The organism is Micrococcus sp. GPGPB33 (genome assembly GCF_037853785.1).
Taxonomy (GTDB): Bacteria; Actinomycetota; Actinomycetes; order Actinomycetales; family Micrococcaceae; genus Micrococcus; species Micrococcus luteus.
In genome coordinates, this window is sequence record NZ_JAQMWO010000002.1 from 588042 (window position 1) to 603134 (window position 15093).

A 15093-nucleotide genomic window follows, 5' to 3' on the forward strand; every position below is an offset into this window, starting at 1 on the left:
CATCAGACCACAGGGCCCGGGCCTCGGATCAGAGCCCGGCGACGGCGCTGACGGCCTCGTCGACCGCCGCGCGCGCGGGCTCCAGCTTCCACTGCAGATCCGAGCAGATGATGCTGAACGCGAGGACCCGCCCGGACGTCGCGGTGACGGTGCCGGTGAGGGAGACCGTCTGGTCGAGCGTGCCGGTCTTCGCGGCCACGGCCTGCCGCGCGGGGGCATCCGGGAACCGGTCGCCCAGGGTGGAGTCTTCGCCGGGCCGCGGCAGGCCCTCCAGCACGGTGGCCAGGGCGGGCGTGCGGGCCACCCCGGCCACGACGCCGGCCAGCTGGCCCGCACTGACGCGGTTGTCCGGGGACAGGCCCGAGGAGTCCACGAGCGCCATCCCGGCGGTGTCCACGCCGAGGTCCTCGGCGGTGGCCGTCAGCAGCCGCGTGGCGCCCTCGTGGGTGGCCGGCAGGTCCGTGGCGGGCGCGGCCGTGTGGGCCAGGGCCTCGACCACCTGGTTCTCCGAGTGGGCCAGCAGGTACGCGACCTGCTCCCCCACGGACGCGGACTCCACCGCCGCGACGGGGGCGGCGGCGAGGACCGTGGCGCGCGGCACCTCGGTGGCCGGGAGCGTGTCCCGCAGGCCCACCTCGAGGTCGGCGCCGGAGGCGGCCACCGCGTCGTCGAGCGCGGCCTGGAAGGTGAGCGCGGCGAACTGCGCCGGGGCCTCGATGCGGTCCTCCCCGGTGCCGGGGGCCTCACGGCCGCCGTAGGTGGCCAACGGCTGCACCGGCGCGATGTTGCCGCTCTCCGGGATGTCCGACGTCCAGCGCGGGTTCAGGGCCGTCCGGTCCGTGAAGAGCCGCAGGTCCGTGCTGACCACCACCTGCCCGGTGACGCCGTCCTCGACCAGCCCGGCCACGGTCCGCTCCGCGAGGGTGCGCAGGCCCGCGCGGCCGGAGACGTGCGTCGAGTCCGAGGCGCCCGTGCCCAGCAGCACGTCGCCGCCGCCCACGAGCACCAGCTCGGTGGCCGCGCCGTCCGCGGTGGGCTGGGCCACCACGGTGGTCTGCAGGGTCGTCTCAGGACCCAGGGCGGAGACGATGGCCGCGGCGGCGAGCACCTTGAGCGAGGACGCGGGGGCCACGGGCTCGTCCGCGTCCCGCGCGTAGAGCACCTCGCCGGTGGCGAGGTCGCGGAACTCGGCGGAGACCGTGCCCGGGGACGTCGCCAGCCCCGGCTCGACGGCGGCCGCCACCTCGGCCGCGGTGGGGCCGGCGGACGGGGACGTCGACGTCGGCGCGGCGGTCGTCGACGCGGCGGGCGCGCTCGACGGGGCCGGCGGTGCGGTCACGGGCCCGCAGGCGACCAGGACGGCCGCGAGCGCGGCCAGGAGGACGGCGGGGAGCGAGCGGCTCCGGCGGTGTTCCGTGCGTCGATCCCGACGCCCAGCGCGCCCCGTGTCCACCTGTCCCATGCGTCCATCATGACGGACGCCCCCGGTAGGCTGACGGCAGCACCGCCGGGCGGCGCCGCGCCGCCCGGACACCCCACCCTCTGTGCGAAGGAGAGTCATGGCGCACGACGTCACCATCGAGATCCCCGCGGGCTCCCGCGTGAAGTACGAGTTCGACCACGAGACCGGCCGCCTGCGCCTGGACCGCGTGCTCTTCACCTCCATGCAGTACCCCACGCACTACGGCTACTTCGAGAACACCCTCGGCGAGGACGGCGACCCGCTGGACGCCCTCGTGTACCTGCCGGGCTTCGACCTGGTGCCGGGCTGCGTCGTCGAGGCCCGCCCGATCGGCGTGTTCAGCATGACCGACGACGGCGGCGGCGACGCCAAGCTGCTGTGCGTCCCGGCGGACAAGCGCTACGACCACATCACCGAGCTCGAGCACGTGGAGGAGTCCCTCAAGCAGGAGATCGAGCACTTCTTCACCCGCTACAAGGACCTGGAGCCGGGCAAGTGGGTCAAGGCCGAGGGCTGGGAGGGCCGCGCGGCGGCCGAGGCCGAGCTCGAGGCCTCCATCCAGCGCTTCAACGCCGAGGGCGAGGAGTCCCCGACCGACGAGCCCCAGGGCCGCGAGGTGGACACCGAGGAGGCGCAGCCGGCCACCGAGGAGGGCGAGGAGACCGACGAGCCCCAGGGCCGCTGACCCCCGCACCGCCCACGCGCGACGCCGGCCGCTCACCCCTCGGGGTGGGCGGCCGGCGTCGTCTGCGGGCTGGCAGAATCGACGACCATGTTCGTGCTCACCATCAACCAGCGGGACACCCTCGACGCCGGCGACCGCGTGGACACGTTCCTGCGCGCCCTCCAGGACGTGCCGGGGCTCGGCGACGCCGTCGTGCTCCCGTTCCAGCGCGCCGTGGGCGACGAGCTGATCGGCGCCGTCGAGGACCCGCGCGTCGCCGTGGACGTGGCGCTGCGCGCCCTGCGGCAGCGCCGCTGGAACGTGGGGGTCGGCGTCGGGACGGTGACGCACGCGGACGGTGCGGCGGGCGCGCCCGCCTCCGGGGACCTGCACGACGCCGGCGGGCCCGGTCTCGCGGCGGCGCGGCGGGCCGTGGAGGCGGCGGCCGTGTCCACCGCGCGGATCCCGTTGGCCGTGCGCGGCCGCGACGAGGAGGCGGCCGCCGAGGCCGAGGCCGTGCTGCGACTCGTCGGGCAGCTCGTGTGGTCCCGGACCGACGCCGAGTGGGCGGTGCTGGACCTGCTGGTGCCCGGCGTGCGCGGCCAGCAGAAGCCGGCGGCCGCCGCGCTCGGGATCACGGCGCAGGCCGTCTCGCAGGCGGTGCAGCGCTCCTACTGGAACGAGGAGCACGCCTGCCGCCCCGCCGCCGCGCGGCTGCTCACGCTGGCGGGGGGCTGACCCGGCGGCCCGGGCCGGTCGCGCCGCTCAGGCCGCGGCCGGCTCCTCGAGGAGCGAGCGCAGCACCGTGGCGAGCCCGTGCTCGTCCACGTGCCCGGTGACCTCGTCCGCGGCGGCCACGACCTCCTCCACGGCCTGGCCCATGGCCACGCCGCGGCCGGCCCAGCGCAGCATCTCGATGTCGTTGCGGCCGTCGCCCACGGCCACGGTGTCCTCGGGGGCCACCTTCAGCACGGTGCGCAGCGCCTCGAGCCCGGAGGCCTTGGTCACGCCCGCCGCGGCGACGTCGAGCCACGCCGTCCAGCCCACGGAGTAGGTCACGCCGGACAGGCCGATGCCCTCCACCGCGCGACCGAACTCCTCGGCGGAGGAGTCCGTGGAGAACACCACGAGGCGCACGGCCGTGGTGTCCATGAGCTCCTCGAACGTGACGCCCTCCGCGGCCACGCCGAAGGACATGTCCTGGAACCGCTCGGTGGAGCGGAAGGTGCCGTCCGGCAGCTCGAGCGCGTACTTGGCGCTGGGCAGGCGGTGGCGCAGCTGGGTCAGGACCGAGCGCGGGTCGAAGGTGCGCAGGTCCGTGACCTCGTAGCCCTCCTCCAGCTCGGGGTCCAGGCGCAGCGTGACGCCGCCGTTGGAGCACACCATGAAGCCGGCGCCGATCCCCAGGGAGCGGGCCACGGGCAGGGTGGCCGCGCGGGAGCGGCCCGTCGCGATGACCACGTGGTGCCCGGCGTCCAGCACGGCCCGCACGGCCGCGCGCACGGGCTCATGCAGATGGCCGTCATGGTCCACGATCGTTCCGTCCACGTCCAGGCACACGAGCTTCTTCGTCATGACCTCCACCCAACCACACGGCCCGGACACGACGGCGACGCGCGGGTGAACCGCAGGGGCGCCGCAGGGGCGCCGCGGGGCGGGCGGGCGAGGCGACCGGCGCCGCGGGGGACGACGTCGTCCGTTCAGACCAGCTCGAAGCGCTCCATCCCGCCGAGGTAGGGACGCAGCGCGGCGGGCACGGTGACCGAGCCGTCCGCGTTCTGGTGGTTCTCCAGGATCGCCACGATCCAGCGGGTGGTGGCCAGGGTGCCGTTGAGCGTGGCCACCATGCGGGTGCCGCCCTTGGAACCGTCCTCCGTGCGGACCCGCTCGCGGATGTTGAGACGGCGGGCCTGGAACGTGGTGCAGTTCGAGGTGGACGTCAGCTCGCGATAGGTGCCCTGCGTGGGGACCCAGGCCTCGCAGTCGAACTTGCGGGCGGCGGAGAGGCCGAGGTCGCCGGCGGCGATGTCGATCACGCGGTACGGCACCTCGATGGCGCCCAGCATCCGCTCCTCCCACGCCAGCAGGCGCTCGTGCTCCGCCTCCGCGTCCTCCTGTGCGGCGTAGATGAACATCTCCAGCTTGTTGAACTGGTGCACGCGGATGATGCCGCGGGTGTCCTTGCCCGCCGAGCCCGCCTCACGCCGGTAGCACGTGGACCAGCCCGCGTACCGGACGGGGGCGCTCACGTCCATGATCTCGTCCGCGTGGTAGCCGGCCAGGGCCACCTCGGAGGTGCCCACGAGATACAGGTCGTCGCGCTCCAGACGGTAGATCTCGTCGTCGTGCTCGACGTCGAAGCCGGTGCCCTGCATGGTCTCCGGGCGCACCAGGGTGGGCGGGATGACCGGCACGAAGCCGTTCTCCAGGGCCAGGTCCAGGCCCAGCTGCATCAGGGCGAGCTCGAGACGCGCGCCCACGCCCTTGAGGAAGCTGAACCGGGCGCCGGACACCTTCGCGCCGCGCTCCATGTCGATCGCCCCGAGCAGCTCGCCGAGCTCGAGGTGGTCGCGCGGCTCGAAGCCCTCGGCGGCGAAGTCGCGCGGGGTGCCGACCTCCTTGAGGACCACGAAGTCGTCCTCGCCGCCGGCCGGGACGCCGTCGACGATCAGGTTCGGGAAGGCGCGCTGCAGCTCCGCGAGGCGGGCCTCGGCCGCGCCGGCGGCCGACTCGGCCTCCTTCACGCGCGCGGCCAGGTCCTTCACCTCGGCCAGCAGGGCCTGCTTCTCCTCGCCCTTCGCCTGGGCGACGCGCTTGCCGAAGGCCTTCTGCTCCGCGCGCAGCTGCTCGAAGCCCGCGATGGACGAGCGGCGGGCCGCGTCCGCCTCGACCACGCGGTCCACGAGGGACGCGTCCTCCCCGCGCGCCTCCTGGGAGACGCGGTACTTCTCGGGCTGCTCGATGAGGTCCTTGACGTCGATCACGTGCGCCAGCCTAGCTGTAAGAGGTCATGACGTTGTTGACTCGGGCCGGGGCCAACGAGGCCGGAGGAGCGTCTCCGCAGGAGGTATGAGACCGATGGTAGTTGTAGTGGTTCACCCACACCGCCAGGGCCTCACGCCGAGCTTGCTCTGAGGTGTAGGGGCGGGCGTAGAGGACCTCATCGACCATCAGCCGGTTGTACCGCTCGACCTTCCCGTTATGGCGCGGGGTGTAGGGTCGGATCCGGTGATGCCGGCCCCCGAGCGAGACCACCTTCGCGGTGAAGTCCGCAGCCCGATAGTTGTTCCCGTTGTCCGTGATCACCCGGTCCACGGTGATGCCGTGGGCGGCGAAGAACGCCCGCGCCCGGCAGTAGAAGCTCACGGTCGTGGCCGCCCGCTCGTCCTCCAACGCCTCGGTGTAGGCCAGGCGGGTGTACCCGTCGATCGCCGAGTGCAGGTAGGTGTAGCCGACCCGCCGGCCAGGCCCGCGCTTGGAAGCACGGCCTGCTTCACTTTCACGTCCGTGGGTGCGCCAGCCGCCCCCGTCTGGGATCTTCCCGATCTTCTTCACATCCAGGTGCACCATGTGCCCCGGCCCTCTCGCGGTGATCTTCTGGGGTCGTTGGCGCAGGTCCTCACCTGTGGGCGCGAGGTCTGGCAACCGGGAGATGCCCAGCCGGTGCAGCCACCTGCCCACCGTTCGGAGGCACACCCGGTGGCCCTCGGAGACGAGGTGGTGATGGATCCGGCGGGCCGACCACTTGCACTCCCGGCGCAGGGTGAGGATCTGGGTGACCAGGGCCGGGTCGAGCTGGGCAGGTGAACGGCGCGGACGGCTGGGCCGGTCGAGCAGCCCGGCCTCGCCCTCGGCGCGGTAGCGGGCCACCCAGGTGGCCACCGTGGGCCGGCTCACCCGGAACTCGGCGGCCACGTGCGCCTGTGGGATCCCGTCGTGCAGGTGGCGGTGGACCATCCTGAGACGGCCGGTGGGGGTCAGGGGTGCGTTAGCGTGAGTCATGAGTGGGTCTTTTCGGGCAGGTGGGTTGTTGAGGAACTTCCATCCTGCGGGAGAGGCCCACTCGTCTCATCTCAGCCGGCGCCTCGTGGCAAGAACCTCATGACCCACAACACCTAGCGGGCGGGGCCGACGCCTAGACTCAGGGCATGACTCCCGAGTGGTGGATGGCGCTGGCCGCCCTGGTGCTCCTGGCCGTGCTGGCCGTCGTCGTGGTGGTGCTGGCGGTGCGCCAGGTCCGCCTCGGCGTGCAGCACCAACGGACGCGTCTCCTGGTGGACGCCCTCGACGCGCGGGTGGGCGGCGTGCAGCGCCGGCTGGAGGAGGTGCCCGGCATCGGCACGGGCCGCCACGAGGTCGCGCTGGTGCTGAACCCCATCAAGACGCACGCGGACCGGGTGCGGCGCGAGCTCGAGCGGCTCGCGGCGGCGGAGGGCCTCGGCGAGGTGCTCGTGCTCGAGACGCAGGAGGACGACCCCGGCACCGCCATGGCGCGGCAGGCCCTCGACGCCGGTGCCCGGCTCGTGATCGCCGCGGGCGGCGACGGCACGGTCCGCACCGTGGCCGAGCAGCTGGCCGGCACCGACGTCGCCCTCGGCGTGGTGCCGCTGGGCACCGGGAACCTGCTGGCCCGCAACCTGGACCTGCCGATCAACGACGTCGAGCAATGCCTGCGGATCGCCGTGGGGGGCCGGCAGCGACGCATCGACACCGTGGACGTCCGCTTCACGCACGAGGACGGGCGCGTCACCCGGCAGACCTTCACCGTGATCGGTGGCGCCGGCTACGACGCGGACATCATGGGCGACACCAAGGATGAGCTGAAGGATCTGGCCGGCTGGCTGGCCTACAGCGAGGCCGGCATACGGCACCTGCGCGGCAAGCGGCACGAGGTGACCGTGGCCCTCGACGGCGGTCAGCCCCGCCGGTTCAAGGTGCGCACCGTGATGGTGGCCAACTGCGGGATGCTCACGGGCGGCGTCGAGCTGCTGCCCCAGGCCAAGCTCGACGACGGCCTCCTCGACGTCATGGTCCTCTCGCCCCGGCACGCGCTCGACTGGGCGCGGATCGCCGTGAAGACCGTGACCCGGTCTCGCAGCTCCATCCCCGTGATGCACACGGAGCAGGCGCAGCGCGTGAAGGTGGAGTTCGCCGAGCCGATGCCCTCCCAGCTCGACGGCGACGCCACCGGGGTCATCACCGCCCTCGACGCCCGCGTGCAGCCGGACTCGCTCGTCGTGATGCTCGTGGCCGAGGACGACGCCTCCGTCCGCGACGACGGCGTCTCCGCCGCCGCCCCCGTCCCGGAACCGGCCCCGCACATCTGACCCCCCCGTCCCCGCTTTCGTTCGGGAAACGGCGGCTTCCCCAGCGCTTTCGTTCGGGAAACGGGCGCCGGGGCGACGCGCGGACGGGAAGCACGACGACGGCCCGTCGTCGTGGTGATCGTCCCGTTTCGGCCACGAAAGGGGCCTAGGAACCTCCCGTTTCGTCAACGAAAGTCCCTCGGGGGCCGCCGTTTCCCGAACGAAAGTGCTGCACCGCCTCAGCGGGAGCGGAGGGACTCCACCCAGGCGCGGCCGGAGCGATACGCGGCGTCGGTGAACTCGGCCGGCACCCTCGTGGGCACGGGCTCGGCCTGGGCGTAGGAGCCCAGGAACCGCAGGTCGGGGTACTCCCGGTACAGGGCCGCGAGCGCATCACCCACGCGGGCCTCCGCCAGGTGCCCCTCGAGGTCGAGGGAGAAGAAGTACCGCCCGATGCCCTCGCCGGTCGGCCGGGACTCGATGCGGGAGAGGTTCACCCCGCGCGTGGTGAACTCGGCCAGGATCTGCCCGAGGGCGCCGGGCCGGTCCTCCGGCAGCGGCACCACGAGCGTGGTCTTGTCCGCCCCCGTGGGCGCGGGCAGGGCCGTCGGCCGGGAGAGCAGCACGAAGCGCGTCACGGCGCCCGGCACGTCCTCGATCCGCTCGGCGAGCACCGGCAGCCCGGTCTGCTCGGCCACGAGCGGGGCGCACACGGCGGCGTCGAAGTCGCCCTGGGCCACGAGGCCGGCCCCGGCCGCCGTCGACGGGGCGGGCGTGAACTCCACGCCCGGCAGCGCCGTCTCGGCCCAGCCGCGCACCTGCGCCCAGGCGTGGGGGTGCGTGGTCACGCGCCGCACGTCCTCGATCGCGACGCCGGGCCGGCCCACGAGCACGAAGCTGATGGGCACGTGCACCTCCGCGAGGATCTGCAGCGTCTCCCCGAGGGCGATCTCGTCCACGGTGGCGGAGACGCCGCCCTCCACCGAGTTCTCGATGGGCACGACGGCGCGGTCCACCTCCCCCTGCGCAGCGCCGCCACGGCGCTCAGCACGGAGCCCGCAGACACGAACTCGGCCTCGGCCGGGTCCGCCACCTTGCGCAGGGCGGCCTCGGTGAAGGTGCCGGCCGGGCCGAGGAAGGCGTAGCGCAGGCGCGACGGCGTCGCGTCAGCGGAGTCCGTCCCCGTCACTTGACGGTGGGCTCGGCGTCGCCGTCGGCCTCCATCGGCTTGCCGGCCTCGAGCCACGCGCCGGAGCCGCCGGCCACGTTGATGGCCGAGTAGCCGCGGCCGGTCATGAACTCGGCGGCGCGGGCGGAGCGGCCGCCGGTGCGGCAGATCAGGTAGTAGTCCGTGTCCGGGTCCAGCTCCTCGAGCCGGTCCGGCAGCTGGCCCAGCGGGATGTGCTGGGCGCCGGCGGCGCGGCCCAGGGCCCACTCGTCGTCCTCGCGGACGTCCAGGATGGCCGCATCGGCGGGGATCTCGTTCACATCGACGGTCTCGAAGGCGCTCATGGCTTCAGCGTAGCCACCCGCCCGGACGTCCCAGGAAGGCCCCGCCGTCCATGACCCGGCCCACGCCCGTTAGGCTCGGCCGCATGCAGACCTCCGACGCCGCACCCGCCGCCGACGACGACCGCACCCCTCCGCCCCCGGCCCGGCCCGGCTCCTGGACCGCTCGGCCGTGCGCCTGCGGGAGGACCTCGCCGCCGGGGCGCTGAGCGCCCGGGAGGTCACGGAGGCGGCCCTCGCCGCGGCCCAGGCCCACGCGGACCTCGGCGCGTTCGCCCTCCTCGACGCCGAGGGCGCCCGGACCCGTGCGGCCGAGCTGGACGCGGCCCACCCGCGCGTCGCACCCCGGGCCGTGCCCGGTCCGCGCACCTCCCCCGCCCCGGACGACGACGGCGCCCCCGCCTCCCTGCACGGCCTTCCGCTGGCGTACAAGGACCTGATCGACGTGCGCGGGATGCCCACGCGGTTCGGCTCCGCCCTGCTGGCCGACGCGCCGCCGGCCGCGCAGGACGACCCGCTCGCGCTCCGCCTGCGCGGGGCCGGCACCGTCACCCTCGGCAAGACGACCGTGCCCGAGTTCGGCCTGGACTCCTACTCGGAGAACCTCGTCACGGCGCCGGCCCGCAACCCCTGGACCCCACCCGCACCGCGGGTGGCTCCTCGGGTGGGGCCGCGGCCGCCGTCGCCGCGGGGATCCTGCCGTTCGCCCCGGGCTCGGACGGGGGCGGGTCCATCCGCATCCCCGCCGCGGCGTGCGGGCTCGTGGGCCTCAAGCCCGGTCGCGGGGAGCTGCCGATGGACGAGCACGCGGACACGGTCCGCAACCTCACGGTGTCGGGCCCGCTGGCCCACACGGTCGAGGACGCCGCCCTGCTCTACGACGTGATGCTCACCCCCGAGGGCCTGCCCGGCCGGGTGCTGTCGGACCTGCGCCGCACCGTGGAGACCGCCCGGGCCGGGGACGCCGTCGACGTCCGCCGGATCGGCGTCACCACGGCCTCGCCGTTCGCCCCCGACCTGGAGATCTCCCTGGCCCGGCCCGCCGTCACCGCCCTGACGAAGGCCGCCGCCGCCCTGGACGCGGGCGGTCACGCGGTCGAGGACCTCTCCCCCTACTACGGCGAGGACTACCACCGGGACTTCCGCACGGTGTGGACCGCAGGACTGCTCCGGGCGCCGCTGCCGGAGGACGCCGAGGCCCACGTGGGCGCGGTGGCCGCGCACTTCCTGCGCACGGCCCGGGCCGCAGGGCGCGCCGAGCTCGACGACGCCGCCCACCGGCTCGAGGAGTGGGCGCGCGGGGTGCGGGCGCAGTTCGCCGCCGTCGACGTGGTGATGACCCCGGTGCTGGCCACCGCGCCCCCGCCGGTCGGCCACTTCCTGGCGATGGAGCCCGAGGCCAACTACGAGGCGCAGTGCGCGTTCACGCCCTACACCTCGATGGTCAACGTGCTCGGCCTGCCCGCGGTCGCGGTGCCCGTGCTCCGGGACGAGCGGGGCCTGAACTGGTCCGTCCAGCTCATCGGTCGGCCCGGCACGTCCGCGCCCCTGCTCGCCCTGGCCGCACATCTCGAGCTGCTGCTGGCCGGCTGAGCCGGCCGGTCAGGTCGAGGTGTAGTCGCCCAGGGAGATCCCGGCGATCACCAGGATCACGAGGAACACGACGGCGAGCAGCAGCAGGGCGAGGGACACGTAGTTCATCACGAGGCCGGCGATCGCCATGCCGCGGCCGTGGGGCTCGCGCTTGAGGCCGATGTGGCCGAGGACCACGCCCACGATCGGCGGGAGGAGGAACGTGAACCCGCCCACCACGGAGATGATGCCGAGGATCATGGACGCCACCGAGCGGCCGACGCCGTCGGTCTGGCCGGGCTGCAGCGGGGCTCCGAAGCCGTGGCCGGGCGTGCCCTGCCCGTAGCCGTAGGCGGGGACGGTGTTCGCGTCCTGGCCGTAGCCGTACGGCTGCCCGTAGGCGGGGCGGGTCTGCCCCTCCTGCTCGGCGTACGAGGGGGCCCGGTCCCAGGCGGCGCGGTCGGCGTCGCCGGCCGGGGCGTCGGGCCAGCCGGCGGCGGAGGAGCCGGTGCCGGAGGAGCCCGCACCGGCCTCGGACCCGTACCAGCTCGGCCGGGCGGCCTCACGGCGCGGGTCGTGGGAGGCGTGGGGGTCGGTCATGACGGTCCTTCCGGTTCGGGGCGTCGCGGTCCGGTGCCGAGTCTAGGCGGTGCCCCCGGACCCGGCCCGGCCCCGCACCCTGCTCCACGGCCGGCCTCACCCGGGCCGGCCCACCGCCTTGAGGTACCCGGAGAACCCGCCGGGGGTCCGCCCCTCCAGGCGGGACGAGGTGAGCACGCGGGTGGTGTCGGTGGCGATCACGCGCACCCGGCGGCCCTCACCACCGTCGCGCTCCCCCGCCAGGGCCCGCACGGCCTCGGCCAGGCCGACGTCCTCGTGCTCGGCCACCGGCGGGAATCCGCCCACGGCCTCGTAGAGCGACCACGGCAGCCCCAAGTTCGCCCCGTGCACGTGCGCGTGCCCCTCCTCGTGCCGGTAGCCGCGGAGCCAGGCCTGCCGCAGCGGTCCCTGGCGCACGTCCACCGTGCCCAGCACGAGCGCCTCGTCGCGGCCGGCGGCCACGGTCTGCGCCAGCAGCCAGTCGGCGGGGACGCGGCTGTCCGCGTCGGTGGAGGCGAGCCAGAGGCGCTCGGCGGGCACGTCGGGGAACAGCGCGCGGGCCCGGCGGGCGCCCTCGAGGCGGGCCCGCCCGACGCCGGCCTGCCCGGCGGTCGGCTCCCCCAGTTCGAGGACGTGGATGCGCGGGTCGGCGGCGCGGGCCTCGAGGGCGGCGGCCACCGTGGCGTCGTCGCAGCGGTCCGCGGCGACCACGACCGCGGCCGTGCCCTGCGCGTGGTGCTCCTCCCAGCGGTCCAGGGCGGCGGCGAGGGCCGCGAGCGCGGCCGGCAGCCGCTCCTGTTCGTCCTTGGCGGGCACCACGACGACGGCGTGGGTCGCGGCGGCGGCCCGCACGTGGAGGCTGAGCCGGAAGTCGTCCTCCACGAGCTCGGTGCGCAGCCGCCAGCGCGGGTCGGCGGCGACGCGCGCGTGCACGGCGTCCCCGTCCAGCGGCCAGCCCTCGATGGGGTGGCGCCAGTGGCACAGCAGCAGCTCGCCGCCGGGGGCGAGCGCGGCGTCGGCATCGTCGATCAGCGCGTCGAGCTCCTCGGGCTGCAGGAAGTAGCCGATCTCAGAGGCGATCACGAGGTCCGCGCCGGCGACGTCGGCCGGCCAGTCCGCGGGCAGCACGGCGCGGCGCACCTCGGCGTGCGGCGCGCCGGACAGCCGGGCGGCGGCGCGCTCGACGGCGGTGGGGGACGCCTCGAGGCCGACCACGCGGTCCGCGCGCGCGGCCACGTCCGCGGTGAGCACGCCGATGGACGCGCCCGCCTCCACCACGGTCCCGTAGCGGGGCCGGGGCAGGGCGGCGAGGGTGAGCGCCCGCTTGCGGGCCTCGTACGACGAGCTGAGGTAGCGCCACGGGTCCTCCTGGGCCCGGTAGAGCCGGTCGAAGACGGCGGCGGCCCGGTGGGCGTCGGCGTCGTCGGGGCCGGAGACGCGGTGGGCCTCGAACGGGCGCTCGTGGTGGGCGAGCACGGCGGGGCCGAGGATCGCCTCGTCACCGGGCGCGTCGGAGAGGGGCCGGACCTGGGAGGCGTGCGCGTCGAGGGCGGCACGGCGGGCGGCACGGTCGTCGTCGGTGAGCGGCAGCCGCCGGTAGCGGCGGGCGGGCAGGTCGGCCGGGTCGGCCCAGTGCCAGAACCAGATGGGGAAGGCGTAGAGCGGCAGGTCGCACTCGCCCGCGACCGCGCCGACGGCCCGGCCCACGGCCTCGTGGTCCGCGTGGCCGTCGCCCGGGTCGTGGGAGGCGAGCACGGCGGGGCCGGGGTGGGCGTCGAGGGCCGCGGCGACGGCGTCGCGCACGGCGTCCTCGTGCTCGGCCACGCCGGAGTCGGGCAGGGCCAGGGACGCCCAGGTCAGCCGGTCCCGCGCCGGGGCGCCGGGGCCCGCGGAGGCGGGCAGGCCGGCGGCGAGGGCGTCGAGGGCGTGCTCCATCTCGTCCCGGCGCAGCCGGACCAGGTCCGCGGGCGTGTGCGTGGGCGACTGCGGGTGGGATGCTTCGCCGGCGGTGGCGACCAGCACGTGCACGCGTGCCCCGCCACGCAGGGCGGAGCGGATCAGGCCGGTGGCGGCGAGGGTCTCGTCATCCGGGTGGGCCACGGTCACGAGCAGCAGCGTCTGCGCGTCCCAGACGGGCAGGCGCAGCTCCGGCAGCTCGCCGACGCCGCCCTCGGCCCAGGCCGCCTCGGACGTGCCGTCGTCGGTGTGGGAGAAGCTCACCACGTCCAGCCGCCGTCGGTCTCGCCGGCCAGGAGCGCGGCGCCCAGCCGGGCGTCGTCGCGGTGTCCGTGGTGCTGGCGCAGGTAGACCTGCAGGTCGGCCACGGCGCGGGCGTGCGCGGCGCTGCCGGTGAGCGGGCCGGGGCCGGTGGCCTGCCCGACGACGTCCATCACCTCGGTGCACAGCTGCGCCACGGTGCCGCGGATCCGGTCGGCCTCGACCATGCCGCGGCCGTGGTCCAGGCGGCCGGCGTCCACGTCGTCGGCGGCACGGGCGAGCAGGGCGGCCATCGCGTGGAGCAGCCGGTCGACGCGGCCGAGCGCGGCCTGGCCGATCTGGTCCGGGCCCGGTCCGCGGCCCTCGGCCTCGGCGGCCGCGCGGGCGGCGGTGGCGTTCCGCAGGGTGCGGGCGATGCCGACGGCGCCGCCGAACCACACGGCCGCCACGCCGATGCCGCCCCACGCGAAACCGGGCCGGCGCAGGTACCACTCGGCGCCGCCGACGGCGATGCCGGGGACGGCGTCGAAGGCCAGGCCCACCGTGCGGATCGGGGCGAGGCCGAGCGCGGGCCAGGCCGAGTCGGTCTCGGCGACGCCGGGGTGGGACAGGTCCACGAGCACGGCACGGCGGGTGCCGTCCGCCTCCCGGCCGGTCACGACGGCGGCCGCGCACCGGCCCGCGAGCGAGCACCACGGCTTCTCGCCGTCGAGCAGCCAGGCGGTGTCGGGGCCGTCCGGGGCGGGGCGCAGGGCCGGGGTGCGGCCGCCGGACTCGGAGGCGTAGACGCCGAGCAGCCCGGCCGGGGCGGGGACGCCGGCCTGGGACAGGATCGAGAGCGCGTCCAGATGGGGCTCGAGCACGCGGGCGGCCGAGAGGTCCTGCGCGGCGACGGAGGCGAGCAGCTCCCACTGCTCGCGGGTGCGCCCCGCGCCGGTCAGCGGCAGGTCGAGCGGGGCGGCGTCCTCGCCGGACGCGGCGCCGGACGCCGCACGGAGCAGCTCGACCATCGCGTCGACGTCCCCGTCGCAGGCCGCGGCGGCCGCGAGGAGGGCCTGCTCGGCCGGGCGGTCCACGGCTCCACCCGGGACGAGACGGACGGGCTCGGGCTGGGCCATGGGTGGGGACCTCCTCGTCGACGGCGCCCGGGCCGGTGCGCCCCGGGGTCGAGGATTCACCGTAGTCAGCACGGGCACGGCGGGGAATGGCCGATGCGCCGGGGGCGAAGCGGCCCGCTCTTTCTTGACATGTTCCAGAGAACCGGATGGGATCGACTGGCATGGAGACCACGACGCGGGATGAGGACGAGCGCACGCTGCTGCGCGGCGTCGGCCTGCGCGTGACCCGGCCCCGCCTGGCGGTGCTGACCGCCCTCGCCGACCACCCCCACGCGGACGCGTCCACCGTGCTGACCGCCGTGCGTCGGGCCCTGCCCGGCACCTCGCACCAGGCCGTCTACGACTGCCTCCACGCGCTCACCGAGGCCGGGCTCGTGCGCTCCCTGCAGCCCGCCGGCTCCCCGGCCCGCTACGAGATCTGCACGGGCGACAACCACCACCACCTCGTGTGCCGCGGCTGCGGCACGGTCGTCGACGTGCCGTGCCGCACCGGCTCCGCCCCGTGCCTCGACGCCCCCGAGGGCCACGGCTTCGCGGTCGACGAGGCCGAGGTCTACTACTGGGGGCTGTGCGCCGGCTGCCGGGAGTGACCGCCGGCGTCGTCCCGCTGGGCCGCGCGTCTTCCCCCGTCCGCCCGCCCGTGCC

At 75.5% G+C, this 15093-nt stretch carries 12 protein-coding genes and 2 pseudogenes; 5 read left to right on the forward strand and 9 right to left on the reverse strand.

The features are described 5' to 3' along the window. Positions 1 to 28 precede the first annotated feature (28 nt). Positions 29 to 1339, reverse strand: a complete 1311-nt coding sequence (locus tag POD19_RS02800) for a D-alanyl-D-alanine carboxypeptidase/D-alanyl-D-alanine-endopeptidase (protein ID WP_230297375.1) — start codon at positions 1337 to 1339, stop codon at positions 29 to 31. A gap of 220 nt (positions 1340 to 1559) precedes the next feature. Between POD19_RS02800 and POD19_RS02805 the strand changes: the two genes are divergently transcribed. Both POD19_RS02805 and POD19_RS02810 read left to right on the forward strand, forming a co-directional pair. After that, on the forward strand, positions 1560 to 2147 hold the full coding sequence (locus POD19_RS02805; protein WP_144819151.1) for an inorganic diphosphatase: 588 nt from the start codon (positions 1560 to 1562) through the stop codon (positions 2145 to 2147). Positions 2148 to 2234: 87 nt separating this feature from the next. Beyond that, positions 2235 to 2864 carry a hypothetical protein gene (locus POD19_RS02810; protein ID WP_041104661.1) on the forward strand — a complete coding sequence of 210 codons (630 nt, stop codon included), beginning with the start codon at positions 2235 to 2237 and terminating at the stop codon, positions 2862 to 2864. A gap of 27 nt (positions 2865 to 2891) precedes the next feature. Here the strand turns inward: POD19_RS02810 and POD19_RS02815 are convergent, their stop codons facing one another. The 3 genes from POD19_RS02815 to POD19_RS02825 form a co-directional block, all read right to left on the reverse strand. Further along, positions 2892 to 3701, reverse strand: coding sequence for an HAD family hydrolase (locus POD19_RS02815; RefSeq protein ID WP_044659867.1), 810 nt, complete (start codon positions 3699 to 3701; stop codon positions 2892 to 2894). A gap of 125 nt (positions 3702 to 3826) precedes the next feature. Then, on the reverse strand, positions 3827 to 5110 hold the full coding sequence (gene serS / locus POD19_RS02820; protein WP_036380800.1) for a serine--tRNA ligase: 1284 nt from the start codon (positions 5108 to 5110) through the stop codon (positions 3827 to 3829). Positions 5111 to 5120: 10 nt separating this feature from the next. Beyond that, on the reverse strand, positions 5121 to 6128 hold the full coding sequence (locus POD19_RS02825; protein WP_101967671.1) for an IS481 family transposase: 1008 nt from the start codon (positions 6126 to 6128) through the stop codon (positions 5121 to 5123). A gap of 146 nt (positions 6129 to 6274) precedes the next feature. Between POD19_RS02825 and POD19_RS02830 the strand changes: the two genes are divergently transcribed. Continuing rightward, on the forward strand, positions 6275 to 7453 hold the full coding sequence (locus tag POD19_RS02830) for a diacylglycerol/lipid kinase family protein (protein WP_041103508.1): 1179 nt from the start codon (positions 6275 to 6277) through the stop codon (positions 7451 to 7453). Positions 7454 to 7671: 218 nt separating this feature from the next. Here the strand turns inward: POD19_RS02830 and pheA are convergent. After that, positions 7672 to 8621: pseudogene (pheA, locus tag POD19_RS02835) on the reverse strand (prephenate dehydratase). Next, entirely contained in the window at positions 8618 to 8944 is a 327-nt protein-coding gene (locus POD19_RS02840; protein ID WP_010079684.1) for a rhodanese-like domain-containing protein, read from the reverse strand. Before POD19_RS02840 ends, pheA begins: the two are co-directional and overlap by 4 nt. Positions 8945 to 9113: 169 nt before the next feature. On the opposite strand from POD19_RS02840, the pseudogene POD19_RS02845 reads away from it, so the two are divergent. Further along, a pseudogene (locus tag POD19_RS02845) lies at positions 9114 to 10534 on the forward strand (amidase). A gap of 9 nt (positions 10535 to 10543) precedes the next feature. On the opposite strand, the gene POD19_RS02850 reads toward POD19_RS02845, so the two are convergent. From POD19_RS02850 to POD19_RS02860, 3 genes are all read right to left on the reverse strand, one after another. Next, positions 10544 to 11113, reverse strand: coding sequence for a DUF4190 domain-containing protein (locus POD19_RS02850; RefSeq protein ID WP_010079686.1), 570 nt, complete (start codon positions 11111 to 11113; stop codon positions 10544 to 10546). Between the two features lie 96 nt (positions 11114 to 11209). Further along, positions 11210 to 13333: a PIG-L family deacetylase gene (locus POD19_RS02855; RefSeq protein ID WP_144819027.1), complete on the reverse strand. Its 2124-nt coding sequence runs from the start codon at positions 13331 to 13333 to the stop codon at positions 11210 to 11212. Then, positions 13330 to 14448: an acyl-CoA hydrolase gene (locus POD19_RS02860; protein WP_144819029.1), complete on the reverse strand. Its 1119-nt coding sequence runs from the start codon at positions 14446 to 14448 to the stop codon at positions 13330 to 13332. The genes POD19_RS02855 and POD19_RS02860 overlap by 4 nt, the downstream gene beginning before the upstream one ends. A 161-nt stretch (positions 14449 to 14609) precedes the next feature. Here POD19_RS02860 and POD19_RS02865 point away from each other — a divergent pair, with 161 nt between their 5' ends. Next, positions 14610 to 15038, forward strand: a complete 429-nt coding sequence (locus POD19_RS02865) for a Fur family transcriptional regulator (RefSeq protein WP_119217636.1) — start codon at positions 14610 to 14612, stop codon at positions 15036 to 15038. The last annotated feature ends 55 nt before the right edge of the window (positions 15039 to 15093 follow it).